This window comes from Streptomyces rapamycinicus NRRL 5491, from assembly GCF_024298965.1.
Taxonomy (GTDB): Bacteria; Actinomycetota; Actinomycetes; order Streptomycetales; family Streptomycetaceae; genus Streptomyces; species Streptomyces rapamycinicus.
Genome location: NZ_CP085193.1, coordinates 8,237,081 through 8,261,513 on the forward strand (window position 1 = coordinate 8,237,081; position 24,433 = coordinate 8,261,513).

The 24,433-nt window shown below is 72.7% G+C and carries 23 protein-coding genes; 11 read left to right on the top strand and 12 right to left on the bottom strand.

Features of this window, described 5'->3' with window-relative positions:
- The first annotated feature begins 152 nt into the window (after nucleotides 1-152).
- Both LIV37_RS34475 and LIV37_RS34480 read left to right on the top strand, forming a co-directional pair.
- Complete coding sequence (locus LIV37_RS34475; RefSeq protein ID WP_020871703.1) at nucleotides 153-1,619, top strand: aldehyde dehydrogenase; 1,467 nt, start codon at nucleotides 153-155, stop codon at nucleotides 1,617-1,619.
- On the top strand, nucleotides 1,619-1,852 hold the full coding sequence (locus tag LIV37_RS34480; protein ID WP_020871704.1) for a ferredoxin: 234 nt from the start codon (nucleotides 1,619-1,621) through the stop codon (nucleotides 1,850-1,852). Before LIV37_RS34475 ends, LIV37_RS34480 begins: the two co-directional genes overlap by 1 nt.
- 47 nt (nucleotides 1,853-1,899) lie before the next feature.
- Here LIV37_RS34480 and LIV37_RS34485 read toward each other — a convergent pair whose 3' ends face one another.
- Both LIV37_RS34485 and LIV37_RS34490 read right to left on the bottom strand, forming a co-directional pair.
- Nucleotides 1,900-2,520 carry a response regulator transcription factor gene (locus tag LIV37_RS34485; RefSeq protein WP_185058092.1) on the bottom strand — a complete coding sequence of 207 codons (621 nt, stop codon included), beginning with the start codon at nucleotides 2,518-2,520 and terminating at the stop codon, nucleotides 1,900-1,902.
- 202 nt (nucleotides 2,521-2,722) lie between these two features.
- Nucleotides 2,723-3,337: a TetR family transcriptional regulator gene (locus LIV37_RS34490; RefSeq protein WP_020871706.1), complete on the bottom strand. Its 615-nt coding sequence runs from the start codon at nucleotides 3,335-3,337 to the stop codon at nucleotides 2,723-2,725.
- Between the two features lie 391 nt (nucleotides 3,338-3,728).
- On the opposite strand from LIV37_RS34490, the gene LIV37_RS34495 reads away from it, so the two are divergent.
- The 3 genes from LIV37_RS34495 (at nucleotide 3,729) to LIV37_RS34505 (ending at nucleotide 7,001) form a co-directional block, all read left to right on the top strand.
- Nucleotides 3,729-5,069, top strand: a complete 1,341-nt coding sequence (locus LIV37_RS34495; protein ID WP_020871707.1) for a glycosyltransferase family 4 protein — start codon at nucleotides 3,729-3,731, stop codon at nucleotides 5,067-5,069.
- A gap of 100 nt (nucleotides 5,070-5,169) precedes the next feature.
- Complete coding sequence (locus LIV37_RS34500) at nucleotides 5,170-5,904, top strand: class I SAM-dependent methyltransferase (RefSeq protein WP_020871708.1); 735 nt, start codon at nucleotides 5,170-5,172, stop codon at nucleotides 5,902-5,904.
- Nucleotides 5,901-7,001: a glucosidase family protein gene (locus tag LIV37_RS34505; protein ID WP_020871709.1), complete on the top strand. Its 1,101-nt coding sequence runs from the start codon at nucleotides 5,901-5,903 to the stop codon at nucleotides 6,999-7,001. Before LIV37_RS34500 ends, LIV37_RS34505 begins: the two co-directional genes overlap by 4 nt.
- A 250-nt stretch (nucleotides 7,002-7,251) precedes the next feature.
- Here LIV37_RS34505 and LIV37_RS34510 read toward each other — a convergent pair whose 3' ends face one another.
- The 5 genes from LIV37_RS34510 to LIV37_RS34530 form a co-directional block, all read right to left on the bottom strand.
- On the bottom strand, nucleotides 7,252-7,545 hold the full coding sequence (locus tag LIV37_RS34510) for a hypothetical protein (protein WP_121824175.1): 294 nt from the start codon (nucleotides 7,543-7,545) through the stop codon (nucleotides 7,252-7,254).
- A 100-nt stretch (nucleotides 7,546-7,645) separates the two neighbouring features.
- Nucleotides 7,646-8,656 (bottom strand): LLM class F420-dependent oxidoreductase, encoded by a 1,011-nt coding sequence (locus LIV37_RS34515; protein ID WP_020871711.1) that lies wholly within the window; start codon nucleotides 8,654-8,656, stop codon nucleotides 7,646-7,648.
- 186 nt (nucleotides 8,657-8,842) lie between these two features.
- Complete coding sequence (locus tag LIV37_RS34520) at nucleotides 8,843-9,682, bottom strand: DUF5336 domain-containing protein (protein ID WP_020871712.1); 840 nt, start codon at nucleotides 9,680-9,682, stop codon at nucleotides 8,843-8,845.
- Between the two features lie 161 nt (nucleotides 9,683-9,843).
- Nucleotides 9,844-10,785: an N-acetylmuramoyl-L-alanine amidase gene (locus tag LIV37_RS34525; RefSeq protein ID WP_121824174.1), complete on the bottom strand. Its 942-nt coding sequence runs from the start codon at nucleotides 10,783-10,785 to the stop codon at nucleotides 9,844-9,846.
- Nucleotides 10,786-10,839: 54 nt separating this feature from the next.
- Nucleotides 10,840-11,517: a class I SAM-dependent methyltransferase gene (locus LIV37_RS34530; protein WP_020871714.1), complete on the bottom strand. Its 678-nt coding sequence runs from the start codon at nucleotides 11,515-11,517 to the stop codon at nucleotides 10,840-10,842.
- Nucleotides 11,518-11,847: 330 nt separating this feature from the next.
- Here LIV37_RS34530 and LIV37_RS34535 point away from each other — a divergent pair, with 330 nt between their 5' ends.
- Together LIV37_RS34535 and LIV37_RS34540 are read left to right on the top strand one after the other, a co-directional pair.
- Nucleotides 11,848-13,257 carry an aspartate aminotransferase family protein gene (locus LIV37_RS34535; protein ID WP_020871715.1) on the top strand — a complete coding sequence of 470 codons (1,410 nt, stop codon included), beginning with the start codon at nucleotides 11,848-11,850 and terminating at the stop codon, nucleotides 13,255-13,257.
- The gene (locus tag LIV37_RS34540; protein WP_020871716.1) at nucleotides 13,257-14,321 is read left to right on the top strand and encodes a 3-hydroxyacyl-CoA dehydrogenase NAD-binding domain-containing protein; all 1,065 of its coding nucleotides are present in this window, start codon (nucleotides 13,257-13,259) and stop codon (nucleotides 14,319-14,321) included. The genes LIV37_RS34535 and LIV37_RS34540 overlap by 1 nt, the downstream gene beginning before the upstream one ends.
- Here LIV37_RS34540 and LIV37_RS34545 read toward each other — a convergent pair.
- Complete coding sequence (locus tag LIV37_RS34545) at nucleotides 14,273-15,322, bottom strand: hypothetical protein (protein WP_020871717.1); 1,050 nt, start codon at nucleotides 15,320-15,322, stop codon at nucleotides 14,273-14,275. The two genes, LIV37_RS34540 and LIV37_RS34545, sit on opposite strands and share 49 nt — an antisense overlap.
- 125 nt (nucleotides 15,323-15,447) lie before the next feature.
- Here LIV37_RS34545 and LIV37_RS34550 point away from each other — a divergent pair, with 125 nt between their 5' ends.
- Entirely contained in the window at nucleotides 15,448-16,902 is a 1,455-nt protein-coding gene (locus tag LIV37_RS34550) for an MFS transporter (RefSeq protein ID WP_020871718.1), read from the top strand.
- 5 nt (nucleotides 16,903-16,907) lie between these two features.
- On the opposite strand, the gene LIV37_RS34555 is transcribed toward LIV37_RS34550, so the two are convergent.
- Together LIV37_RS34555 and LIV37_RS34560 are read right to left on the bottom strand one after the other, a co-directional pair.
- Entirely contained in the window at nucleotides 16,908-17,513 is a 606-nt protein-coding gene (locus tag LIV37_RS34555) for a response regulator transcription factor (RefSeq protein ID WP_121825090.1), read from the bottom strand.
- Nucleotides 17,514-17,554: 41 nt separating this feature from the next.
- Nucleotides 17,555-18,745 carry a sensor histidine kinase gene (locus LIV37_RS34560; protein ID WP_020871720.1) on the bottom strand — a complete coding sequence of 397 codons (1,191 nt, stop codon included), beginning with the start codon at nucleotides 18,743-18,745 and terminating at the stop codon, nucleotides 17,555-17,557.
- Between the two features lie 317 nt (nucleotides 18,746-19,062).
- On the opposite strand from LIV37_RS34560, the gene LIV37_RS34565 reads away from it, so the two are divergent.
- From LIV37_RS34565 to LIV37_RS34575, 3 genes are all read left to right on the top strand, one after another.
- Complete coding sequence (locus tag LIV37_RS34565) at nucleotides 19,063-19,917, top strand: MaoC/PaaZ C-terminal domain-containing protein (protein ID WP_020871721.1); 855 nt, start codon at nucleotides 19,063-19,065, stop codon at nucleotides 19,915-19,917.
- A gap of 67 nt (nucleotides 19,918-19,984) precedes the next feature.
- Entirely contained in the window at nucleotides 19,985-21,070 is a 1,086-nt protein-coding gene (locus LIV37_RS34570) for a Zn-dependent alcohol dehydrogenase (RefSeq protein WP_020871722.1), read from the top strand.
- Nucleotides 21,055-22,008, top strand: coding sequence for a 3-oxoacyl-ACP reductase (locus tag LIV37_RS34575; protein WP_185058015.1), 954 nt, complete (start codon nucleotides 21,055-21,057; stop codon nucleotides 22,006-22,008). The genes LIV37_RS34570 and LIV37_RS34575 overlap by 16 nt, the downstream gene beginning before the upstream one ends.
- Nucleotides 22,009-22,200: 192 nt before the next feature.
- Here the strand turns inward: LIV37_RS34575 and LIV37_RS34580 are convergent, their stop codons facing one another.
- Together LIV37_RS34580 and LIV37_RS52675 are read right to left on the bottom strand one after the other, a co-directional pair.
- On the bottom strand, nucleotides 22,201-22,362 hold the full coding sequence (locus tag LIV37_RS34580) for a hypothetical protein (RefSeq protein WP_020871724.1): 162 nt from the start codon (nucleotides 22,360-22,362) through the stop codon (nucleotides 22,201-22,203).
- A 137-nt stretch (nucleotides 22,363-22,499) separates the two neighbouring features.
- Nucleotides 22,500-24,389 (bottom strand): hypothetical protein, encoded by a 1,890-nt coding sequence (locus LIV37_RS52675; RefSeq protein ID WP_185058016.1) that lies wholly within the window; start codon nucleotides 24,387-24,389, stop codon nucleotides 22,500-22,502.
- Nucleotides 24,390-24,433 lie beyond the last annotated feature (44 nt).

Genomic DNA, 24,433 nt, shown 5'->3' on the forward strand with positions numbered 1-24,433 from the left:
CTCCTCGACACAAGCATTGCCCACTATAGCTAGAACTGGTATCAGTTCTGATGCAGCGTCAGATATTCGACGCGGTCCGCGGCCCACGGCCCTCCGGGCGGGCCGGCCGTACGTATCCGTACCCCTCAGTCATCGGCCGGAAGGCAGCAGCGATGAACGACCTCATCGAGCACGGGCAGCTCTTCATCGGCGGCGCGCTGGCCGATCCGGCGGGCGAGGACACCATCGAGGTCGTCTCGCCGCACACCGAACAGGTCATCGGGCGGGTGCCGCACGCCTCCCGCGCCGATGTGGACCGGGCCGTCGCGGCGGCGCGGACGGCGTTCGACGAGGGCCCCTGGGCCCGGACGAGCCTGGACGAGCGGATCGCGGTGGTCACCCGGATCAAGGACGCCATCGCCGTACGCCATGAGGAGATCGCCCGGGTCATCAGCGCGCAGAACGGCTCCCCGTACTCCTGGAGCGTCCTCGCCCAGGCGCTCGGCGCGATGATGGTGTGGGACTCGGCCATCACCGTGGCCCGCGACTTCGTCTACGAGGAGCGGCGGGCCGGGGTGCTCGGCCCGCTGCTGGTGCGGCGGGAGCCGGTCGGGGTGGTCGCGGCCGTGGTGCCGTGGAACGTACCGCAGTTCGTGGCGGCCGCGAAGCTGGCGCCCGCGCTGCTCGCGGGGTGCTCGGTGATCCTCAAGCCGTCGCCCGAGACACCGCTGGACTCCTACATCCTGGCGGAGATCGCGACCGGGGCGGGGCTGCCCGAGGGGGTGCTGTCGATCCTTCCGGCCGACCGCGAGGTCAGCGAGTACCTGGTTGGCCACCCGGGCGTGGACAAGGTGTCGTTCACCGGCTCGGTCGCGGCCGGAAAGCGGGTGATGGAGGTGGCCTCGCGCCATCTGACCCGGGTCACGCTGGAGCTGGGCGGCAAGTCGGCCGCGGTGATCCTGCCGGACGCGGACCTGGAGGCGGCCGTCACCGGGATCGTGCCCAACGCCTGGATGAACAACGGACAGGCGTGTGTGGCCCAGACCCGGATCCTCGCGCCGCGCGCCCGCTACGACGAGATCGCCGAGCGGTTCGCGGCCGCCGCCTCCGCCCTGGTCGTCGGCGACCCGCTGGATCCGGCCACCCAGGTCGGGCCGCTGGTGGCGCGGCGGCAGCAGCGCCGGTCGCTGGACTACATCGCGCTGGGGCAGCGGGAGGGCGCCAAGGTGCTGACCGGCGGCGGCCGTCCGGAGGCCCAGCGGACCGGCTGGTACGTGGAGCCCACGCTCTTCGGCGACGTCGGCAACGACATGCGGATCGCCCGTGAGGAGATCTTCGGCCCGGTGATCTGTCTGCTGCCGTACGGGGACGAGGAGGAGGCGGCCCGGATCGCCAATGACTCCGACTACGGGCTGTCCGGCTCCGTCTGGACGGCGGACGTCGGGCACGGCATCGACTTCGCACGGCGCGTCCGCACCGGCACCTACTCGGTCAACACCTTCAGCCTCGACATGCTCGGGCCGTTCGGCGGCTACAAGAACTCCGGTCTGGGCAGGGAGTTCGGCCCGGAGGGGTTCTCCGCGTATCTGGAGCACAAGATGATCCACCTGCCCCAGGGGTGGGACGGGGAGCCGAGCTGATGGGGGACCGCTGGCGGATCGAGGTGGACCGCGGTGTGTGCATCGGCTCGGGGATGTGCGTAAGCGCCGCCCCCGGCGGCTTCCGGCTCGACGGGGCGCGGCAGTCGCATCCGGTCGAGACGGAGGCCGACGCTTCCGAGGCGGTGCTGACGGCGGCCGAGGGCTGCCCGGTCGAGGCGATCGCCATCCGGCTGTCGGAAACCGGTGAGCAGGTCTTCCCCCCCGACGAATAGCTCTGCCGGCCGCCGCCCGCCGGTTCAGCGGCCCTCGTACCGCGGTATCAGACCCAGCCCTCGCACTGCGATATCCGTATGGCGTCCACGCGGTTGCGCGCCCCGGTCTTCCGGGTGATCGCGGCCAGATAGTTGCGGATCGTCCCGGTGGACAGATGCAGCGCACGGGCGATCTCCGGTATGGAGGCGCCGTCGGCGGCCAGCGACAGCACGCCCAACTCCCGCTCGGTCAGCGGGATCTTGGCCGCCTGGAGGAAGCCGTAGCCGAGCGCGTCGTCCACGTACCGCTCCTTCCTCGCCACCTGCCGTATGGCCTCGACCAGCCGTTGCGGCGGGGCGTCCTTGTCGACGTAGCCGAGCGCCCGGGCCTCATGCGCGCGGCGCAGTGGGCCCGGCCGCTCCGAGTTGACCAGCACCAGGAGTCCGCAGTCCCCGCCCTCCCCAGAGGCGGATGCCACGAACTTCCCCCACTCGCCCTTCCGTGCCGCCTTGTCCGCCACCGGGCTGTCCGTGTCCACCACGCACACCTGCGGCTGTAAGGAACGGGCTCTGCTACGCGCGTCGCGCCAGGAGCACGCGGCCGCCTCGATGTCTGGTTCGGCCCCTATGACGGATGCCAGGGCCGATCGCAGTAATCCTGACTCGTGTACCAGTAGTAACCGGATCACGAACTTCTCCACCCCCACGATGCCGTTCTCTCGTCGCGCGCCGTTGTCGCTCTGTCGCGCGCCGTTCATGAATACCGGGATTGGGTAGGGCGTGAACGCGGAATTTGAGCCAATGGGGGGCGCAAGGGCGCACAAACCCCTTCCAGAAGCTCGAAGGGGCGCAGGAATTGGTGCACGCGCCCCTGAGGTACCGTCCGTCCGGCTATCGGACCGGGGCGGGGGCGGTGAGGTCGATCAGGCGGCAGACGGTCTCGATGTCGATCTTCACCTGGGCGATCGAGGCACGCCCCGAGAGCCAGGTGATCAGCGCCGAATGCCAGGTGTGCTCGATGACGCGGACCGCCGAGAGCTGCTCGGCCGTCGGGGCCTCGTCCAGGCCCATCGCGTCGAGGATGATCGCGGTGGTGAGCCGGGAGACCGTGTCCACTTCCGGGCTGACCGACCGGTCGGCGAAGGTGAGCGCGCGCACCATCGCGTCGGCCAGATGGGGTTCGCGCTGCAGCGCGCGGAAGGCGCGCATCAGCGTCTGGGCGACCCGAGCGGCCGGTTCCTCCTCGGTCGGCGGCCGCTTGCGCAGCGTCTCGTGCATGTGCTGCAGCTGATCCTGCATCGTGGCGACCAGCAGATGGACCTTGGAGGGGAAGTAGCGGTAGAGGGTGCCGAGTGCCACCCCGGAGTTCTCCGCGACCTCGCGCATCTGGACCGCGTCGAAGCCGCCTCGGCTGGCCAGCCGGGCGCTGGCGTGCAGGATGCGCCGGCGGCGCGCCTCCTGCCGCTCGGTCAGCTGCAGGGCGGCCGGCTTGACTTCTGCGGTCATTTGTCCCACTTCGAATGTGTTGCGTCTGCGGGTCGGCGACAAGCGGACATCGTGCATGATGACAGGACCGTCCCGGGCCTGCGAGTCACTGGAACTCGTTCTAGGCTAGCGCGGGTCCTCCCCGAAGCGCCCGTGTCCGCGCAGTTGAGGCAGGTTGCTGTCGAGCGGCGCTCGCGGTCGCGCCGGCGGGACCGCACCCGGTGCACACCCCCGTCGTCAACTTCTCCTCACGCCCCGGCTACCGAGTGGTAGGGATCACCTGCCCCGGCCCTGGAGAGGTCGCCCGGGGCAGGTATCTTCGTGACTCCTCAGGGGATGCGTTAGTGAAACTTGTTCTAGATAAACGGAAGCGGATACGCTCCCGCTGAACTGCACCAAGGAGGGGGCGCGAGTGACCGCAGAGGCCGCGCAGGAGACCGGGGCCGACCCGCTTCGAGCAGCACCCCCCACCGCCACCGGCGAACGGCCGCTGCGCATCGCACTGCTCAGCTACAAGGGGAATCCGTTCTGCGGGGGCCAGGGCGTCTATGTGCGCCATCTCTCCCGCGAACTCGCCCGGCTCGGCCACACCGTCGAGGTCATCGGCGCCCAGCCGTACCCGGTGCTCGACACCGAGGAGGGCGTCACCCTCACCGAACTGCCCAGCCTGGACCTCTACCGCCAGCCCGACCCGTTCCGCACCCCCCGGCGGGACGAGTACCGGGACTGGATCGACGCCCTGGAGGTCTCCACCATGTGGACCGGCGGCTTCCCCGAGCCGCTCACCTTCAGCCTGCGCGCCCGCCGCCATCTCGCCGCGCGCCCCGGCCAGTTCGACGTCGTCCACGACAACCAGACCCTGGGCTACGGGCTGCTGGGCCTGGAGAAGCTCGGCTTCCCGCTGGTGACCACCATCCACCACCCGATCACCGTCGACCGCCGGCTGGAGCTGGACGCCGCCGACGGCTGGAAGCGCAGGTTCTCCGTACGCCGCTGGTACGGCTTCACCCGGATGCAGAAGCGGGTGGCCCGGCGGCTGCCCTCGGTGCTCACCGTCTCCGGCTCCTCCCGCCGGGAGATCGCGGAGGACCTCGGGGTGCGGCCGGACCGGATCCATGTGGTGCACATCGGCGCGGACACCGGCCTGTTCTCGCCCGACCCCGCCGTCCCGGAGACCCCCGGCCGCATCGTCACCACCTCCAGCGCGGACGTACCGCTCAAGGGCCTGGTGTATCTGATCGAGGCGCTCGCCAAGGTCCGCACCGAGAACCCCGAGGCGCATCTGGTCGTCGTCGGCAAACGGCCGGAGGAGGGGCCGGTGGCCACCACGATGGCTCGCCACGGGCTCGAGGACGCCGTCGAGTTCGTCAAGGGCATCAGCGACGCCGAACTGGTGGACCTGGTGCGCGGCGCCCAGATCGCCTGCGTTCCCTCGCTGTACGAGGGGTTCTCGCTGCCCGCCGCCGAGGCCATGGCCACCGGCACCCCGCTGGTCGCCACCACCGGCGGCGCCATACCCGAGGTCGCCGGGGTCGACGGCGAGACCTGTCTGGCCGTACCGCCCGGCGACGCCGGCGCGCTCGCCGCCGCCCTGACCCGGCTGCTGGGCGACGCCGACCTCAGACGGCGGCTGGGCGCGGCCGGCCGGGAACGGGTGCTGCGGCGCTTCACCTGGGAACAGGCCGCCCGCGGCACCGTCGAGCAGTACCGCCGGGCCATCGGCGCGTCCGCGCGGACCGCCGCCCGCCGCTGAGCCCCGGCTCCACCCCGTACCTCTCCCGCCCCCGACCCCCTGACGCCTCCCGCCCCGACCCCTCCCGCCTCACGAATCCGCCGGACGAAAGCAGACCCCCGTGCTGACCGTCGATTTCTCCCGCTTCCCCCTCGCCCCCGGCGATCGCGTCCTCGACCTCGGCTGTGGCGCCGGACGGCACGCCTTCGAGTGCTACCGGCGCGGCGCCCAGGTCGTGGCGCTCGACCGCAACGGCGAGGAGATACGCGAGGTGGCCAAGTGGTTCGCCGCCATGAAGGAGGCCGGTGAGGCCCCGGCGGGCGCCACGGCCACCGCCATGGAGGGCGACGCCCTCGCCCTGCCCTTCCCCGACGACAGCTTCGACGTGGTCATCATCTCCGAGGTGATGGAGCACATACCCGACGACAAGGGCGTGCTCGCCGAGATGGTGCGGGTGCTCGAGCCCGGCGGCCGGATCGCCGTCACCGTGCCCCGCTACGGCCCGGAAAAGGTCTGCTGGGCGCTGTCGGACGCCTACCACGAGGTCGAGGGCGGCCACATCCGCATCTACCGCGCCGACGAACTGCTGGAGAAGATGCGCGAGGCCGGACTGCGGCCGTACGGCACCCACCACGCCCACGGGCTGCACAGCCCCTACTGGTGGCTCAAGTGCGCCTTCGGAGTGGACAACGACAAGGCGCTCCCGGTGCGTGCGTACCACCAGCTGCTGGTGTGGGACATCATGAAGAAGCCGCTGGCCACGCGGCTCGCCGAGCGCGCCCTGAACCCCGTCATCGGCAAGAGCTTCGTGGCGTACGCGACCAAGCCCCACGCACCGCGTGAGGAGCGGGCGTGACCGCCCTCGGACCGCGCCCCGGCCCCCGCACCGAACGGCTCGCGCTGCCCGGAGTGCTCAGCCCCGAGCAGGTGCTGCGCACGGTCGAGGGCATCGCCGCCGTCCAGCGCGCGGACGGCGCCATACCGTGGTTCCGCGGCCACCACCTCGACCCCTGGGACCACATCGAGTCCGCGATGGCGCTGGACGCGGCGGGCGAGCACGAGCGCGCCACCGCCGCCTACCGCTGGCTGGCCCGGCACCAGAATCCCGACGGCTCCTGGTACGCGGCCTACCCCGACACCCCGGACGGCGTGGCCGCCACCGACCCCACCGACCGCGGCCGGGAGTCCAACTTCTGCGCCTACGTGGCGGTCGGCGCCTGGCACCACTACCTCTCCACGGGCGACGACGCCTTCCTCGACCAGATCTGGCCCACCGTCTTCGCCGCCATCGAGTTCGTGCTCGGGCTGCAGCAGAGCGGCGGCCAGATCGGCTGGCGGCACCGCGCCGACGGCACCGTGGACCCCGACGCCCTGCTGACCGGCTCCTCCTCCGTCTACCAGGCGCTGCGCTGCGCCCTGGCCATCGCGGAACACCGCGAGGAGCCCCAGCCCGACTGGGAACTGTCGGCCGGGCTGCTCGGCCATGCCATACGCCACCACCCCGAGCGGTTCCTCGACAAGCACCGCTACTCGATGGACTGGTACTACCCGGTCCTCGGCGGCGCGGTCACCGGCGCCGCCGCGAAGGACCGCATCGAGGAGGGCTGGGACCGCTTCGTGGTACCCGGGCTCGGGGTGCGCTGCGTCTCGCCCAACCCCTGGGTCACCGGCGGCGAGAGCTGCGAACTGGCGCTCGCGCTCTGGGTGATGGGGGAGTCCGACCGCTCGGTGGACATCCTGCGCTGGATCCAGCCGACGCTGCGCGCCGAGGACGGCATGTACTGGACCGGTTACGTCTTCGAGGACGACGCGGTCTGGCCGGAGGAGCGCACGACCTGGACGGCCGGGTCGCTGCTGCTCGCCGTGGCGGTGCTGGGCGGGGACGAGGCGACCACGGCCGTCTTCGGCGGTGAGAGGCTGCCGCGAGGCTTGGACTCGGACTGCTGCGGCTAGGGGGCGGCCGGCGGTTCGTGCTGCGGCGGGCTGTTCCCCTACCCGCCCCTTCCCGAAACTGGAACTGCCTCGCCATGCCGTCGATCATCCGCGACGGCGTCGTGGCTGGTCGCGCAGTTCCCCGCGCCCCTTCGGGGCGCGTACCCGGCCACGGCGTACGGGTGTCCGGGTCTGGGGCGGAGCCCCAGTTTCGGGGAGGGGCGGGTAGGGGAAAGACGCGCCGCAGGCGGCACGAACCGTCGGACGCCCGCTAGCCTCGGCGGAGCCGGCCGGCGATGGCGTGGCCGATGAACAGGTACACCACGGCCGGGAGGCCGTAATTGAGGATGGTGCGGAGCCAGTCCGTGTCCATCGTGAAGAGGTCATGGGACCAGCTCGCGAGCCAGCTCGCCGCGTCATGGACCACCGTGACGAGGTCATTGGCGCGGTTCGCGTCGAGAAGGGCGAACAGGATCCAGAGGCCGAGGATGACGGCCATGACGTCCGCGACGACCGCCACGACGGTCGCCGCCTGGTTGCTTCCGTGGCGATAACTTCGTGACATGCCTCACGTGTTGCCCCGCGAGGCGAAGCCAAACCCGGCGCGGCCGCACACCCGTACGAGGCGTTCGGTCTGCCCCGTACGACGTGCCTCAGCCCGCGCTTCAGCCCGCCAGCTCCGCCAGCACCCGCAGCGTCCGGAGGTCCGGCGCCAGCGCCAGCAGATCCGTGATCGGGCCCTTGCGCCACAACTCCAGCCGCTCCGCGATCCGCTCACGCGGCCCGACCAGCGAGATCTCATCGGCGAAGGCGTCCGGCACGGCCTCGATCGCCTCCGCGCGCCGCCCCGCCAGGAACAGCTCCTGCACCCGGCGCGCCTCGGCCTCGTAGCCGAAGCGGGCCATCAGATCGGCGTGGAAGTTCCGGGCCGCGTGGCCCATTCCGCCGATGTAGAAGCCGAGCATCGCCTTGACCGGCTTCAGCCCCTCCGCCACATCGGCGCACACCCGCACCTGTGTCATCGGCGCCACCATGAAGCCGTCCCGGGCGTCGGCCAGTGTCGCCTGGTAGAGGTCCGTCCGCGACGGTGACCAGTACAGCGGCAGCCAGCCGTCGGCGATGCGCACGGTCTGTGCGATGTTCTTGGGCCCTTCCGCCCCGAGCAGCACCGGGAGGTCGGCGCGCAGCGGATGGACGATGGGCTTGAGGGGTTTGCCGAGACCGGTGGCGTCCGGACCGGCGTAGGGGTGCGGGTGGTAGCGCCCGTCGAGCCGCACCGGCGCCTCGCGGTTCAGCACCTGCCGGATGACCTCGACATACTCCCGGGTCGCCGTCAGCGGGCTCTTGGGGAACGGGCGTCCGTACCAGCCCTCGACCACCTGCGGTCCGGACAGCCCCAGCCCCAGCATCATCCGGCCGCCGGAGAGATGGTCCAGGGTGAGCGCCTGCATCGCGGTGGCGGTGGGGGTGCGGGCGGCCATCTGCGCGACCGCCGTGCCGAGCGCGATCCGGGTGGTGTGGGCGGCGAGCCAGGTGAGCGGGGTGAAGGCGTCCGAGCCCCAGGACTCGGCGGTCCACACCGAGTGGTAGCCCAGCCGCTCCGCCTCCTGGGCGAGTTCCAGATGGTGGGGGTCGGGGCCGCGGCCCCAGTAGCCGAGCGCCAGACCGAGCCGCATGGGAGCCCCCTCGTTCCGCCGGACAGGGTGGAGAACGGCGGCTCACAGCACGTCAGCCGCACACCGGCCGGACTGTACGGGCCGGGGCCGCACATGGCAACGGCCCCTCGCCTGGTGTTTCGGGCGAGGGGCCGTTGCCATGTCATGCGACGCACACGGTCATGTCATGCGACGCGCATACGCGGGTCAGCCGCGCTGGATCCCCGTGGTGTCCTGCAGCACACCGCGGCGGCCGTCCTGCGTCTGGGCGACCAGCGCCTGACCGCGCTGCTCCACCGCGAGGTACCAGGTGCCGGGGGCCAGTTCGGCGATGGTGCTCGACGAACCGTCCTCCGCGTACAGCGGACGGGCCACCGGCACCGCGAACCAGAACGGGGCGAAGTCCCCGCCACCCGCGGCCGGCGGGGTGGGGGCCGGAGCCTGCTGACCGCCGAAGGACTGGCCGGGCTGCGGCTGGCCGGGCTGACCGGGCTGCGGGGCGCCGTACGGCGCGGGGGCGCCGGGCTGGGCACCGCCCGGGCCCGGGTAGCCGTACCCCGGCTGCGGGCCCTGGGCGCCGTACGGGGCCGGAGCCGGGGCGGAGGCGTTCATCAGCGGGGCCTTGAGAGCCGGGACGCGCTGGGTGAGCAGCGCGACGGCGGCCATCGCCAGGGTGGCGATCAGGCCGAGGATCTGCCCGACGCCCTTGTCGACTCCGTCCGGGCCACCGATGATCGTCCACAGCGAGCTCCAGGCCGCGAACACCGCGAGCGCCGAGCCCCACTGCTCGAGCGAGAGCCCGAAGAGGTTGCGGCCCGCGGGCTGGAAACGCGCGGAGACGATGAGCGCCGCGGCGATCACGCCGGCCAGGAAGATGGATGGCAGTACGGGGAAGAAGTCGGACTTCCATCCGTTCTCACCGGCGTCCTTGCAGAAGCTGCTACCGCCGCAGTCGACGGTGTAGAAGTCGAGGAAGGAGGCGATGAACAGCAACACCGCTGCTCCGATCACCACGCCGTCGCCTCGAGTGAGCGAGCGGATGTTCAACGTGAGGTCCTTTGTCGTTTCGTCTGTACGAGCGCTGCCGCCAGGCGCGATAGCGCGAAGGCGTCGGGGGTGGGCCCCATCGTACGGGTGAATCCGCCTGCGGAGACCGGGGGTGTCCCATCGGTATCCCGGTCGTGACCTCCCGTTCGGTTGTGGCGGCGCTACTCGTTCAAGAAGTCCGTAATGCCCTGTGCGATACCGTGTGCCGCGCGCTCGCGCCACGCCTTGTCGGTCAGTTCCGCGGCGTCCTGGGAGTCGCGCATATTGCCGCACTCGATGAACACCTTGGGGACGGTGGAGAGGTTGAGCCCGCCCAGGTCGCCCCGGACGTCCAACCCGCTGCCGTCGCCGATGTACCCCGCGGGCGCGCTGCCGGTGGCCTGGGCGAACTCGCCGCGCAGCCGCTCGCCGAGTTGGCGGGAGGGGGCGGTGATGGCGGAGGTGTCCGCGCCGCCGCCCCGTACGGACTTGGGCAGGATCACATGGAAGCCGCGCTCCCCGGCGGCCGCGCCGTCCGCGTGCACGGAGACCGCGGCGTCGGCGTGGGCCTTGTTGCCGATCTCCGCGCGCTCGTCGACGCACGGCCCGTACGGCCGGTCGCCGTCCTGGGTGAACCGCACCGTGGCGCCGCGCGCTTCGAGCAGGGTGCGGGCGCGGCGCGCCACATCGAGGGTGAAGGACGCCTCGGGGTAGCCGGAGTTGGTGGCCGTGCCCGTGGTGTCGCACTCCTTCGTCTCGGTGCCGATGTCCACGAGCCGGGCGATCCGCGAGGGGTGGTCGCGGTTGTGCGGATTGTGGCCGGGGTCGAGCACCACGACCTTGCCCTTGAGGGGCTTTCCGGGCGCTCCGGGCCTTCCGGGCTCCCCGGATGGGGCGGGTGCGGACGGGGCGGACGTGCCGGACGACGGCGGCGGTGGGGAGGACGTCGAGGAGGTCGTGGGCCCGCTCGCCCCGCCCGCCCCGTCCGCGCCGTCGTCCTTCGAACCGCCCAGGGAACTCCACAGCAGCCAGCCGACGAAGCAGGTCGGTATCAGCGCCACCAGAACGATGGCGAGGGTGCCGCCGCGACGACGGGGCTCTGGAAAAAAGCTGCCGTTGGACACGCGGGCGATGGTAGCGGCCCGGCCGACGCGCCTGGGGCGCCGGGCGGCCCCTTCTCAGGCCCCGGGACCGGTGGCGGCAGCGGTGCGGCGCAGGACGCGGAGTGAGCGGGTGGCGGAGACCTCGGTGAACGCGCCGGAGGCCAGCGCGCGGCGGTAGATCCGGTACGGTGCCTGGCCGCCGTCGGCCGGGTCGGGGAAGACGTCGTGGATCACCAGCAGGCCACCCGGTGCGACATGCGGCGCCCAGCCCTCGTAGTCGGCGCCCGCGTGCTCGTCGGTGTGCCCGCCGTCGATGAACACCAGCCCGGCCGGCTTCCCCCACACCGCCGCGACCTGCGGGGACCGCCCGATCATGGCGATGACGTGGTCCTCGAGGCCCGCCCGGTGGAGGGTGCGGCGGAAGGTGGGCAGCGTGTCCATCCGCCCCACCTCGGGGTCGACCACCTCCGGATCGTGGTACTCCCAGCCCGGCTGCTGCTCCTCGGAGCCCCGGTGGTGGTCCACGGTCACGGCGACCGTCCCGGCCGCGCGGGCGGCGTCGGCCAGCAGGATCGTGGAGCGCCCGCAGTACGTGCCGACCTCCACCAGCGGCAGCCCCGGCGCCGCCGCCCGCACGGCCGCGGCGTACAGGGCGAGCCCCTCGTCCAGCGGCATGAAGCCCTTGGCCGCCTCGAAGGCGTCGAGCACGGTGCGGTCGGGGGCCGCGGGCGCGGCGGCGGCAGACTGGGTCACCCGCTCATCCTGCCGCACCGCCCCTGACTCGCGGCGCCCGGGGGCCACGACCTCTTGGCGGGCCGTTCATTCGCATTTGAGCCGGTTCCGCCTAGGGAAATCACTTGACATTCCCGATGTGGAGCAGCGGTTCGACCGCGGTCCGGGTATCCAGCCTCCACTGATTCCCGGTGCCGATGCGCCCTGGTGCCGTCCCTCACTCGACGTCGTGGCCCCGATGGGCCGGACCGAGCGCGGCTTCGCCGGCCGGCCCGGCACGGTGCCGACGATCCATAGTCCGATGCGGCCGTTCAGGCGCCCGGAGCGCCGTTGCCCCGTGAAAGGTGGATCATGACCAGTGCGCCGACCGCACGAGCGGAAGAGCGGGATCTCGCCCGGCTGGACCAGCTCATCGAGGCCTCGGAGAGGCGGCTCGTCGACCGGATGCGGCGGTCGTTCGAGCTGCGGGAGGCCGCGCGTGGCGCCCTGGCCGGGGGCGTCGCCTCGTCCTGGCAGGACGCCGAGCCCGGTGCGATCTGGATCGAGCGGGGCGAGGGCGGGCGGGTCCGGGACGCCGACGGCACCGAGTACGTCGATCTGCACGGCGGGTTCGGGGCCAATCTGGCGGGCCACGCCCACCCGGCCATCGTCGGCGCGGTCGAGCGGCGGGTGCGTCTCGGCACCCACTTCGGCCTGCCGACCGAGGATCTGATCGCCGTCTCGCGGCTGTTGGCGGAACGCTTCGGCCTGCCGCTGTGGAGGTTCGGCAACTCCGGGACCGAGGCCACCATGGACGCCGTCCATCTGATGCGGGTGGCCACCGGCCGCAAGAAGATCATCAAGGTGGAGGGTGCCTACCACGGACACCACGACTCGGTTCAGGTGTCCACGTTTCCCCTTCCGGAGCAGGGCGACATCGGACCGGACCGCCGGCCGTGCTCGGTGCCGTCCGGGCCGGCGTACTTACCGGAGTTCGCCGGTCTGACGCTCGCCGTGCCGTTCGGCGACATCGACGCGGTGCGCACCGCGCTGGAGGAGAACCCGGATTCCGTCGCCGGAATGATCGTCGAGCCCGTGATGATGAACATCGGCGTGGTCCTCCCGCCCCCGGGCTACCTCGCCGCACTGCGCGATCTGTTGCACGCCCACGGTGCGTATCTCGCCTACGACGAGGTGAAGACGGGTCTGGCGGTGGCACCCGGCGGAGCCGCCGAGCTGCTCGGCGTCACCCCCGACCTCGTATGCCTGGCCAAGGCGCTCGGCGGCGGGCTCCCCTGCGGGGCCATCGGCGGCACCGCCGCACTGATGGAACTGATCGCGGACAACACCTATCAGCAGGTCGGCACGTTCAACGGCAACCCGATGACCATGGCGGCGGCCCGCGCGATGCTGACCGAAGTCCTCACCCCCGGGGCATACGCGCATCTGGAGGCCCTGCGCACCACCATCGTGACCGGCGTGAGCGAGCTGATATCGCGCTACGGCATCCCGGGCCGGGTCGTCTCCGCCGGGGCCAAGGGCGCGGTCGTCTTCGCCGACCGGCTGCGCGACTACCGCGACTTTCTCCGCTCCCCCGCCCCGTGGCGGCGCGCCCACTGGCTCTACCAGGTGTGCGGCGGGGTCCTGCTGCCGTCGTGGGGCAAGTCCGAGCAGTTCACCCTGTCCGTGCAGCACACCCGCGACGATGTGCGACGGTACGTGGCCAACTTCGAGCGGCTGTGCCGGGACGTGCGCGAGGGCGCCCCGGACGGTGTCCGCTGATGGCCGCCGGGGAGTGGGAGACCCCCGCGCGGGACGGCATGCGGGAGCCGGAGTCGGTCCGCACCGTGGCCGTCGTCGGCACCGGCCTCATCGGAGGCGGCTGGGCCGCGCACTTCCTGCGGATGGGCTATGACGTCGTCGCCCATGACCCCGCGCCGGACGCCCCCGACGGGCTGAACGCGCTGGTGGACCGCGCCTGGCCGGCCGTGGAGCGGCTCGGCCTGGCCGACGGGGCACGACGGGACAGGCTGAGCTTCACCGGTTCCCTCCCCGAGGCGGTGTCCGTGGCCGACTTCGTCCAGGAATCCGTCCCCGAACGGCTGGATACGAAGGTCCGTGTGCTGGCCGCGATTGACGCGGCGGCACCCCGGGGCGTCGTGGTCGCCTCGAGCACATCCGGCTTCGCCATGACCGATATGCAGACGGCGTGCCGCACCCCCGGACGGTTCGTGGTCGGCCATCCGTTCAACCCGCCCTATCTCATCCCCCTGGTGGAGGTGGTCGGCGGCCGGGCCACCGACCCGGCCACGGTCGCCTGGGCCGGCCGCTTCTACCGCCACACCGGGAAGACGCCCCTGACCCTGGACCGGGAGCTGCCCGGGTTCATCGCCAACCGCCTCCAGGAGGCGCTGTGGCGCGAGGTGCTGCACATGGTCGCCGCCGGTGAGGCCACCGTCGGCCAGGTGGACACCGCGATAGCCCACGGTCCCGGGCTGCGCTGGGCGCTGTTGGGGCCGTGCCTGACCTCCCATCTGGCGGGCGGCCCCGGCGGGATGGCCCATATGCTCGACCAGTTCGGCCCGGGGCTGCTCGATCCCCTGACCAGGCTCGACGCTCCCGAGCTGACGGACGAGCTGTACGAGCGGATGGTCACCGGAAGCGCGGAGGCGGCAGGGGGACGGTCCGTGGCCGAACTGGTCGCGGAACGGGACGCCTTTCTGATCGATCTGCTGCTGCTCCTGGAACGGCATACCCGGCGCTGGGGCCGCCGCGCGGAGCCGACCGCGCCGTCGCCCTACCCGGCGGATGCCCGGCCCGAAGACGCCTTCCCCAAGGAAGCCTGATAGCGGAGCTGTGGCAGCCGGTCGACGGTCACGAGCCCCGGCTCCGCCCGGACCACGTCGGGGATCCGGTTGATGAGCGTGGTGCAGGTGGTGTCCCGGGTCATCACCCGGTCGTTGCGCAGCCGCAGCGCGGGCCGTCCGGTGGTGCGCCACTCGTTGAAGTCCGCCTCGCCCGCCTCGTACACCTTGCCGGTCGAGCTGATGACCAGGTCCACGCCCTCCTCGGTGTGCAGGGTGTCCGTGTCGGTGTAGCCGAGCAGCCTGCCCTGGGCGATGTCCTTGCCGAGCGCCGCACAGGGAATCGTCCTCGCGGCGACGAAGGGCGTGGTCCGGGTCTCCGGCCGTCCCGGTGTCAGCCCGATGGCGGCGGCCAGGGCGTAGAGCGCGGTCCTGCCGAACGTGGGTTTCCGGGCGGCGCCCGCGAGCCATGCGCCGAACTCCGCCACCGTGCTGTCGACATGCTGCTGCCGCGCCACGGCCGGCCCGAAGTCGTCCACGTTCCAGGACAGTTCGCCCTCCACCGTGTGCAGTGTCTGGGCCGAGCCCGCCAGGACGGAGACCAGGCCGACCCAGTAGGCGTCCTGGTGTCCGGTGCCGGTCACGGTGACCCCGTGCCGCTTGGCGAGCTCGTCCAGCCGCCGTGCCCGCGTCCCGGAGGTCGGGAACGGGTACAGCATCTCCTCGGCCAGCGTGAGCACATTGGCGCCCGCCCGGACGATCGTCGCGTAGATGTCGTACATGGCCTGGTTGAGATAGGTGTCGACGGCGACCGCCACGGCGTCCGGCGCGGTCTCCGCGAGCGTCTCCGCGGCGTCGCAGCGGACCGGGACCCCGAGCGGGGGAAGGCCCGCGAGGGTGCCCAGGTCCTTGCCCGCCTTGTCGGAGCCGGGCCGGGTGATCGCGGCGACGATCGGCACTCCGCGCTCGTGCAGCAGCCTGGTGATGTGCAATCCCATGGCCCCTGGACCGTAGATGGCGACTTTGGTGGCGCTGTCGGTCATGCTCTCCTCCGGTGCTGCCGGCCTCGACGAGGGATTTCCTCGTGGGTCTACTAGGTCTTGCGCCCTACCCAAATGCGCCGAAACGCCGATGCGTATGACCGGTTCCGGATGCGAGCATCGCCATCATGTCCACACCAGCGCCCCTCCCCTCGGAAACCGCGGCCACCGCACGGGCCCCGCGCGCCTCGCCCCCGGTCTGGGCGGTCCTGCTGGCCGCCTGCTCCGGACAGTTCCTGGTGGTGCTCGACATCTCGGTGGTGAACGTCGCGCTGCCGTCGATCCGTACCGACCTGGGGCTCGGCGGGACCGCGCTGCAGTGGGTGGTGAACGCCTACGCGCTCACCTTCGCCGGGTTCCTGCTGCTCGGCGGGCGCGCGGCCGATCTCTTCGGGCGCAAGCGGGTCTTCCTCGCCGGGCTCGGGCTGTTCACCGCGGCCAGCCTCGCCGGTGGCGTCGCCCAGGAGCCCTGGCAGCTGATCGCCGCCCGCGCGCTCCAGGGCATCGGCGCGGCCGTGCTCTCCCCGGCCACCCTCACCATCCTCACCACCACCTTCCCGGCCGGCGCGGCCCGCACCCGGGCCATCGGCACCTGGACGGCGGTCGGCGCCGGCGGGGGCGCGGCGGGCGGGCTGGTCGGCGGTGTGCTCACCGAGTATCTGTCCTGGCGCTGGGTGCTGCTGGTCAATGTGCCGGTCGGGGCCATGGTGCTGGTGGCGGCGGCGGTGTGGCTGACCGAGGGCCGCTCCGGAGTGGTACGGCGGCTCGACATACCGGGCGCGGTGCTGGTCACGGCGGGCGTCGCGACGCTCGCGTACGGCATCGTGCAGACCGAACCGCACGGCTGGACCGCCGCCGCCTCGCTCGGCCCGCTGCTCGCCGGGCTCGTGCTGCTCGCGGTGTTCGTGGCCGTCGAGGCCCGTACGCGGGAGCCGCTGATGCCGCTGCGGCTGTTCCGCATCCGGGCGGTGTCGGCGGCGAACGCGGTGATGGTGGTGTGCGGCGGCGGCATGTTCGCCATGTGGTACCTCATGTCGCTCTACCTGCAGAACGTGTTGCACTTCAGCCCGGTCAAGGCCGGGCTCGCCTTCCTCCCGCACAGCCTGTCGATCGTCCTCGGCTCGAAGCTCGCGCCCCGGCTGATGGCCCGGATGGACGGCAAGCTGCTGGCGATCGCGGGCGGTTCGCTGGCCGTCGTCGGCTACGCGTGGCAGAGCCGGATGGGCGCCGACGGCACCTACGTGGGAACGGTCCTGGGCCCCGCGATCATCATGTCGCTCGGGAGCGGGCTGATGATGACCCCGCTCGCCTCCGCCGCCACCTCCGGAGCGGCCCCCTCCGAGGCGGGGCTGGTGTCCGGGCTGGTCAACACCTCGCGGCAGATCGGCGGTGCGCTCGGCCTGACCGTGCTGGCCACGGTCGCGGCCGAGCGGATCACGGCGCACGGCGGGGCCGGACCGGAGGCGCTCGCGGCCGGGTACGGTCACGCCTTCGTCGTGGCCACCGGGATCATCGCGACGGCGGTGGTGCTGATGGCCGTCCTGCTGCCGCGGACGCCCGCGGTCACCCGCGGCGGCTCGTAGCCGATCTACAGCCAGCCGTTCTGGCGGGCGGCGCGGACGGCCTCCATGCGGTTGCGGGTCTGGGTCTTGCCGATGGCCGAGGAGAGATAGTTGCGCACGGTGGCGGGGGAGAGGTGCACCTTGGCCGCGATGTCCGCGACCGTCGCCCCGTCCACCGCCGCCGAGAGCACATCGCGTTCGCGCTGGGTCAGCGGGTTGGGGCCCGCGCCGAGGGCGGCGGCGGCCAGGCCCGGGTCGATCACCCGCTCACCGGCCAGCACCCGGCGGATCGCCACGGCCAGTTCCTCCACCGGGCCGTCCTTGACCAGGAACCCGGCCGCCCCCGCCTCCATCGCCCGGCGCAGATAGCCGGGGCGGCCGAAGGTGGTGAGGATCAGCACCTGGCACTCCGGCAGCGCCTCGCGCAGCGCGGCGGCCGCGTCCAGTCCGCTGCGGCCGGGCAGCTCGATGTCGAGCAGCGCCACATCGGGCCGGGTCTCCAGGGCCCGGTCCACGATCTCGTCCCCGTTCCCGAGCTGCGCGACGATCTCGAAGTCGTCCTCGAGCCCGAGCAGCAGGGCGAGCGCGCCCCGCATCATCCCCTGGTCCTCGGCGAGCAGGAGCTTGATCACGCCTGTCGCGTCCTTCACGCCCTTCGCGTCCTCCGCCTCGTTCACGCCGTCCGGGCTCCCTCGACCTCGGCCTCCACCACGTCCTCCGTATCCACCGGCAGTTCGGCGACGAGCCGGAAGCCCCGGCGCCCGGCGGGGCCGGACTCCAGCGAGCCGCCCGCCGCGGACAGCCGCTCGGCCAGGCCCTTGAGCCCCGTACCGCCGATCGAGCCGTCCGCGCCCGCCGCGCGCGTACCGGTGGCACGGGAGCCTACGCCGCACCCGTCGTCCGTGATCTCCAGCCGTACCCGGTCCATGCCGCTCCGCACCTCGATCTCGCACCGGGACGCCCCGCTGTGCCGCACCACATTGGTGACGCCCTCGCGGACCACCCACCCCAGCAGCGCCTCGGTCTGCGGGGCCAGCGGTGGCCCCTCGCGGCGGACGGCGGCCTCGATACCGGCGGCGTCCAGCGCCGAGCGGGCCCGGTCCAGCTCGGTGCCCAGGCTGCCCTCGCGATAGCCGGTGACGGCCTCGCGGATCTCGGTGAGCGCCTGCCGCCCCACCGCCTCGATGTCCGCGGCCTGTCCCAGCGCGGCCTCCAGGTTCTTCGGGGCGAGCCGGCGCACCGCCTCCGCCTTGACCACGACGACCGACATGGTGTGGCCGAGCAGATCGTGCAGATCGCGGGAGAACCGCAGCCGCTCCTTCTCCACCGCCGTACGGGCCAGCTCCTGACGGGTCGCGCGGAGCTGGGCCACGGTTTCGAAGAGCGACAGGATGGCCGCCGTCACCAGGCCGGACAGCATGGTGCCGTAACTGACCGTGAGCGAGTCCGAGGGGCCGCCGCGGAGCCCGGCGATGACTCCCGCGGAGGCGGACAGCACGAGGATGACGGGTCCCAGCTTCCGCCTCCCGCCGCGCAGCACGATCCCGGAGGCCAGCGACAGCAGCGGGAAGCACAGCAGCCAGTTCCCGGCGTAGCCGATGCCCAGCGCATAGGTGACCGCGGCCAGCCCGGCGAGCGCCAGCGGCGGGGTCCTGGTGTGGCGGCGGCGCTCGTCGAGGGCGGTGAAGACGGTGGTGAGGTAGAGCGCGATGAAGGCCGCCACCCCCGCACCGCCGAGCCAGGGCAGCGGCGTCTTCCCCTTGAAGAGCGCCTGTACGTCCCCCGTGAGCATGAAGAGCCAGGGCACGAAGGCCCGGCGGCCCGGTGGCTTGAGGCGCTCGATGCGCGCGGCGGTGGCATACATGCGCCTGACCTTACGGATCCCTGGATGAGCTGGGCAGATGCGGATGTCGGGGGATGGCCGTGACATTTGTCCCAGGCCCTTCGGCACCCCGGCCGCCGTCACCTGACGGGCCGTCAGTGCGCACCGCCCGCACCCTTCCCCCTTCGGGGCGATTGGGTTATACAGGGTGCCATCGGCTAGAACGCGTTCTACATGTCCACGCGGACGACGCGACCCTGCCGACCAGCGACGACCCCGGCACGGCCGACGGTGCGGACGGGCGGGCCGGGGTCTTCGGACCGTGGACCGGCGAGCGGACCAAGGAGTGGTGTCGCCCTATGCCCATCGATGTCGCGAAGGCCGTCTCGGCCGAACCCCGGAGCACGGCTCTCATCTGGGGACAGAAGGACATCCAGCTCTACCACCTGGGCATCGGCGCAGGAATCCCCGCCACCGACCCCCAGGAGCTCCGCTACACCCTGGAGAGCAAGCTCCATGTGCTCCCCAGCTTCGCGACCGTCGCGGGCGGCGGGATGGCGGTCGCCGGGGGCATGGCCGCACCCGGTATCGACGTCGACCTCGCCGCCGTCCTGCACGGCGGCCAGACCGTCGAACTGCACCGCCCCATCCCGCTCGGCGGGGACGCCACGCAGACCTCGAAGGTCGCCGCCGTCTACGACAAGGGCAAGGCGGCGGTCATCGTGCTGCGCTCCGACGTGGCCGACGCGGACGGCCCGCTGTGGACCTGCGACACCCGGATCTTCGTCCGGGGCGAGGGCGGCTTCGGCGGTGAGCGCGGCCCCTCCGACCGCCTGGAGCCCCCGGCCCGTGAGCCGGACCGCACCGCGGAGCGGGCCATCCGCGAGGACCAGGCGCTGCTCTACCGGCTCTCCGGGGACTGGAACCCGCTCCACGCCGACCCCGAGTTCGCCAAGCTGGCCGGGTTCGAACAGCCCATCCTGCACGGACTGTGCTCGTACGGGATGGTGCTCAAGGCGGTCGTGGACACGGCGCTGGACGGGGAGGTGGCCCGGGTGCGCTCGTACACCACCCGCTTCGCGGGGGTGGCCTACCCGGGCGAGACCCTGCGCGTCCGGATGTGGCAGGACGAGGGGCGCGTCCAGGTGACGGCGACCGCCGTCGAGCGGGACGACGCACCGGTCCTCACCGACACCGTCGTCGAACACACCTGAGATCGCGCCACACCCGCGATCACGCCACACCTGAGATCACGCACGCTCGACATCACGAGGAGCCGCTGTGCGCGCAGCCGTACTTCACGAGACGGGACAGGACAAGCTCGAAGTCCTCGACGACATCGAGGCGGTGGGCTTCGGCCCCGGCAAGGTCCGGCTGCGGCTGAGGGCCACCGGGCTGTGCCACTCCGACCTCTCCGCGATGGCCGGGGTGCTGCCGCAGCCCGCGCCGTTCGTCCCCGGCCACGAGGGCGCGGGCGAGATCCTCGACGTGGGCGACGGGGTGACCGGGCTGAGCGCCGGCGACCGGGTGCTGGTGTGCTGGCTGCCCGCGTGCGGCGGCTGTCCGGCCTGCCAACGCGGTCAGACCGAGCTGTGCCTGACCGGGTTCATGAACGCGGGAACCCCCAACTTCCGGCGCCCCGGCGGCAGTCCGGAGGACGTCTTCGGGATGTCCGGGACCGGCACCTTCGCCGAGGAGATCGTCCTGGCCGCGCCCTGCGCCGTGCCGATCCCCGACGACGTCCCGTACGACATCGCGGCCCTCATCGGCTGCGGGGTGACCACCGGACTCGGGGCCGTCTTCAACACCGCCCGGGTGGAGGCCGGTTCGTCGGTCGCGGTCATCGGCTGCGGCGGGGTGGGCATCAGCGTCATCCAGGGGGCGAGGGCGTCGGGCGCCGCGCAGATCGTCGCCGTCGACCCCGTGGAGTCGCGGCGCGAGGCCGCGCTGCGCTTCGGCGCCACCGAGGCGGTGGCCCCGGACGGTCTCGACTCCGCCAAGAACAGCGTCACGGCGGGCGAGGGCTTCGACTACGTCTTCGAGGTCGTGGGCCGCTCCGCCACCGCCCGCCGGGCGTACGAGATCACCCGGCGCGGCGGCACGCTGTGCGTGGTCGGCGCCGGGGCGCTGGACGACTTCCTCCAGTTCAACATGTTCGAGCTGTTCTTCGACGAGAAGCGGATCCTGCCCTCGCTGTACGGCGGCGGCGATGTGCTCCGCTCCTACCGGCGCACCATCGACCTGTGGCGGGCCGGCCGGATCGACCTCGAAGGGCTGATCACCCACCGGGTGCGGCTCGGCGAGATCAACGACGCGATCGGCCAGATGCGGACCGGGGAGGCGCTGCGCACATGCATCGAGATGTGACCGGCCCGCTCACCGGGAAGACCGCGATCGTCACCGGCGCCGGGCGCGGCCTCGGCCGCGTCGAGGCCCTGGAACTGGCGGGGCTGGGCGCCAGTGTCGTCGTCAACGACTACGGACAGGGCGGACGCGACGGCAGCGGCGAGGCATCGGCGGGCCCCGCCGAACAGGTCGCCGAGGAGATCCGCGCGGCCGGTGGCCGGGCCACGGCCCACGCGGGCGATGTGGCCGACCACACGCAGGCGGGCGAGCTGGTCCGGCTCGCCATCGACACTTACGGCGCGCTGGACATCCTGGTCAACAACGCGGGCATCCTGCGCGACCGGATGGTCTTCTCGATGAGCGAGGACGAATGGGACTCGGTGATCCGGGTCCATCTCAAGGGTCACTTCAACACCATCCGCTTCGCCGCCGCACACTGGCGCGAGCGGTCCAAGGCGGCGGACGGCGGCCCGGTGCACGGCCGCATCGTCAACACCGCCTCCGAGGCGTTCCTCGCCGGTTCGCCGGGCCAGCCGAACTACGCGGCGGCAAAGGGCGGCATCGTCGCGCTCACCACCTCCACGGCGGCGGCCCTCGCCAAGTACGGGGTGACGGCCAACGCCATCTGCCCGCGCGCCCGCACCCGGATGACCGAGGACGTCTTCGCCGGCTTCGAGCGCCCGGAGGACGGCCGCCTCGACGCCCTCGCCCCCGAACACGCGGCCCCGCTGGTCGGCTATCTCGCCTCACCGGCCGCGGCCAAGGTGAACGGCCAGGTGTTCGTGGTGCACGGCGGCATGCTGGCGATCCTGGAGCGGCCGAAGGTGGCGGCGAAGGTGGACGCGAAGGGGGACGCCTTCGGCTTCGAGGAGCTGGACGCGGCGCTGACGCCGTACTTCGCGGAGCGGGGCGGGGAGAGCTTCGCGGCGGTGGAGGTGCTGGGGCTCAAGCGGGGGTGAGGTGCCGTCGGCCGGGGGGAGGGGGCTGGCCGGGGCACCGGCCGCGATCGCCGGACGGGCCGGACTTCCGGAGGAAATCCAGCCCGTCCCGCGATCGGGGACGACCCTGAGATGCCTGCGGTTTTGAGCTGCCTGCGGTCTTGCGACGCCTACGGTCCTGAGATGCCCAGGGTCTTGAGGTCTTGACGGTCCTCAGGAGCCGTTCTCGTTCGGGCGACGGTGGCGGCCGTGGGCCGGTGCCTGGGTCTCCTCGGACGCCGCCTGCCCCCGGTGCTTGCCCTGTGAGCCATCGGCCTGGGCCGCGGCGGCGTCCCGCGGGCGCGCCTGGGTCGTGTCGATGTGGGTTTCGGACATGGTGGGTACGTCACCCCGTCAGATCGCTTGTACTGTGCGAAAGGGGCTGACCACGATGTCGCACAACGTTCCATGCGCATCACCCGGGGCGTCCCGCACGCGGACGGAACGCAGGAATGCGCAGCCCCTGCCCGAGTCTAACCAATCGGGTGATCCCGGACCCAGCGGGGTGGCCGGGGCCGGGGTGGCCGCGCGAGCGGCGCCTGCTGCAGCGGTACGGGCCGCAGGGCGGGGGTCAGACCGGTCCCGGGAGCGGGCTCCGGCTCGGGCCCCATCTCCTGCTCGACCCCGGCCCACGACCCGGTCCCACCCCACGGCTCGACCCCGGACCCGCACTCGGGCTCCGGCACCCGCTCGTGCACGGGCAGCGGCGTCGGCTCGTGCACGGCCATCGGCACCGGCTGGTGTACGGGCAGCGGCACCGGTTCGCGTACGGGCATCGGCACGGGCTGGTGTACGGCCATCGGTGCCCGCTCCCGCGGCGGCATCGGCTCGGGTGGCCGGGACGGCGTCGGCGTCGGCTCGGGCACCGGCCCGGACGCCCGCACGGGGGTGGACGCGCCGGGCCCGCCGACCCGGGTCCACGGTGTGATCCTGGTCGCGACCCCCGGCGCGGGCGTCGCCGTCCGCGACGCCTGGACGACCGGCGCTTCGGCCGGAACCGCGCCGGATGCCCGTGTCGCCCCCGCGATCCGCCGCGCCCCGGCCGCCTCGTCCGACCCCCACGGCGCCGCCGCGTCGTCCCGCTGCCACAGCGCCTGGGCCGTGGCCGCGCCGGACACCTCCGCCACCTGGCCGGATGGCTCGGTCACCGGTGTCATGCGCGCCATCCGCCGCGCTCCCGTGGCGTCGTCCGGCTGCCACGGCGCGGCCGTGTCGCCCGGTCTCCAGCGCCCCGCCGTGTCGTCCCGCCGCCACGATCCCGTCCGGTCGTCGGGTCTCCACCGCGCCTCCGCCGACCCGGACGACCCCGCCGCCCCGTGTGGGCGCACCCTCGCCAGCCCGCAGGGCACCTGGGGGGTGGCGTACGGCAGGCACAGTTCGCCGTCCCTCGTCCACAGGCCCGCGCCCGGGAGCCAGCCCTCCGGGGCCGGGAACTCGCGCAGCCGCCGCTCCGCCGGGCGCCATACGCCCACCCACGGCCGCCCGGCACCGGCCCCGGCACCGGCCCCGGACCCGCCCCGTCCGTCGATGCGGAAGGCCACCGCGCACACCTCGGGCGTCAGCACCTGCCCCGGCTGCACCGCGAACGGCGTGGCCTCCGACCACCCCGCGGGCCGCAGACAGTCCGGGAACCGCACCGGCCGGGTGCTGCCCAGCACACCCCACCCCAGCCGCTGCTCGCCGGGCGCGTCGGACCGTACGAGCAGCAGACCGCTGTCGGGGTCGGCGAGCAGCAGCCGGTCGTCGCTGCGCTCGGTGATCTGGAGCAGCGGGCTGATCTCGCCGCCGCGCCGCAAGTCGACCACCACGGTCTTGGTGCGGCCGTCGAGTTCGCGGTCGAGGGCCAGCAGCCGGCCCGTACGGTCCAGCCAACTGCCGCCCGTACAGCGGCCGGGCACCTCGGCCAGGTGCTGGGGGGCGAGGACGCCGCCGCCGAACAGCAGCCAGACGGAGGTGGACCGCGGCCCGCGCCCCAGCGCGAACGCGCACAGGCCGCCGGGCGCGGGCGGCAGCAGCGAGACCTCGGCGCGGTCGATGGAGCCGAGCGGGCGCTCACCGGTGCCGGGGCCGGTCGGGTAGAGCAGCGAGAAGGCGTGGTGGCCGGCCACTCGGCGGTGGATGAGCACCTGCCCATCGGCCAGTGGCAGCAACTCGCTGTCCGGCTCCTCGGGCTGGGCGGCGGGCAGCGGTACGGCGTAGGGCTCCGGGCCGTCCAGCGTCCAGCGCTCGGGGTACCAGCAGCCCGCCTCCCCGCTGAGCGCGAGCCGCGCGCCGTACGAATGGTCCGAGGCGATGGTGAAACCCCCTCGTGGCCGGTCGCCGACGCCCCCGGTGAGGGCGGTGTCGAAGGCACAGGCAGTCATCGGTCAGTCACCTCCGGCCACTGAACGTAGTTTTCGCACTTCCT

Coding starts and splice junctions, on each gene's coding strand:
- LIV37_RS34475 (WP_020871703.1), top strand. CDS start 153: ATGAACGACCTCATCGAGCACGGGCAGCTCTTCATCGGCGGCGCGCTG.
- LIV37_RS34480 (WP_020871704.1), top strand. CDS start 1,619: ATGGGGGACCGCTGGCGGATCGAGGTGGACCGCGGTGTGTGCATCGGC.
- LIV37_RS34490 (WP_020871706.1), bottom strand. CDS start 3,337: ATGACCGCAGAAGTCAAGCCGGCCGCCCTGCAGCTGACCGAGCGGCAG.
- LIV37_RS34510 (WP_121824175.1), bottom strand. CDS start 7,545: ATGTCACGAAGTTATCGCCACGGAAGCAACCAGGCGGCGACCGTCGTG.
- LIV37_RS34515 (WP_020871711.1), bottom strand. CDS start 8,656: ATGCGGCTCGGTCTGGCGCTCGGCTACTGGGGCCGCGGCCCCGACCCC.
- LIV37_RS34535 (WP_020871715.1), top strand. CDS start 11,848: ATGACCAGTGCGCCGACCGCACGAGCGGAAGAGCGGGATCTCGCCCGG.
- LIV37_RS34540 (WP_020871716.1), top strand. CDS start 13,257: ATGGCCGCCGGGGAGTGGGAGACCCCCGCGCGGGACGGCATGCGGGAG.
- LIV37_RS34545 (WP_020871717.1), bottom strand. CDS start 15,322: ATGACCGACAGCGCCACCAAAGTCGCCATCTACGGTCCAGGGGCCATG.
- LIV37_RS34550 (WP_020871718.1), top strand. CDS start 15,448: ATGTCCACACCAGCGCCCCTCCCCTCGGAAACCGCGGCCACCGCACGG.
- LIV37_RS34560 (WP_020871720.1), bottom strand. CDS start 18,745: ATGTATGCCACCGCCGCGCGCATCGAGCGCCTCAAGCCACCGGGCCGC.
- LIV37_RS34565 (WP_020871721.1), top strand. CDS start 19,063: ATGCCCATCGATGTCGCGAAGGCCGTCTCGGCCGAACCCCGGAGCACG.
- LIV37_RS34575 (WP_185058015.1), top strand. CDS start 21,055: ATGCATCGAGATGTGACCGGCCCGCTCACCGGGAAGACCGCGATCGTC.
- LIV37_RS34580 (WP_020871724.1), bottom strand. CDS start 22,362: ATGTCCGAAACCCACATCGACACGACCCAGGCGCGCCCGCGGGACGCC.
- LIV37_RS52675 (WP_185058016.1), bottom strand. CDS start 24,389: ATGACTGCCTGTGCCTTCGACACCGCCCTCACCGGGGGCGTCGGCGAC.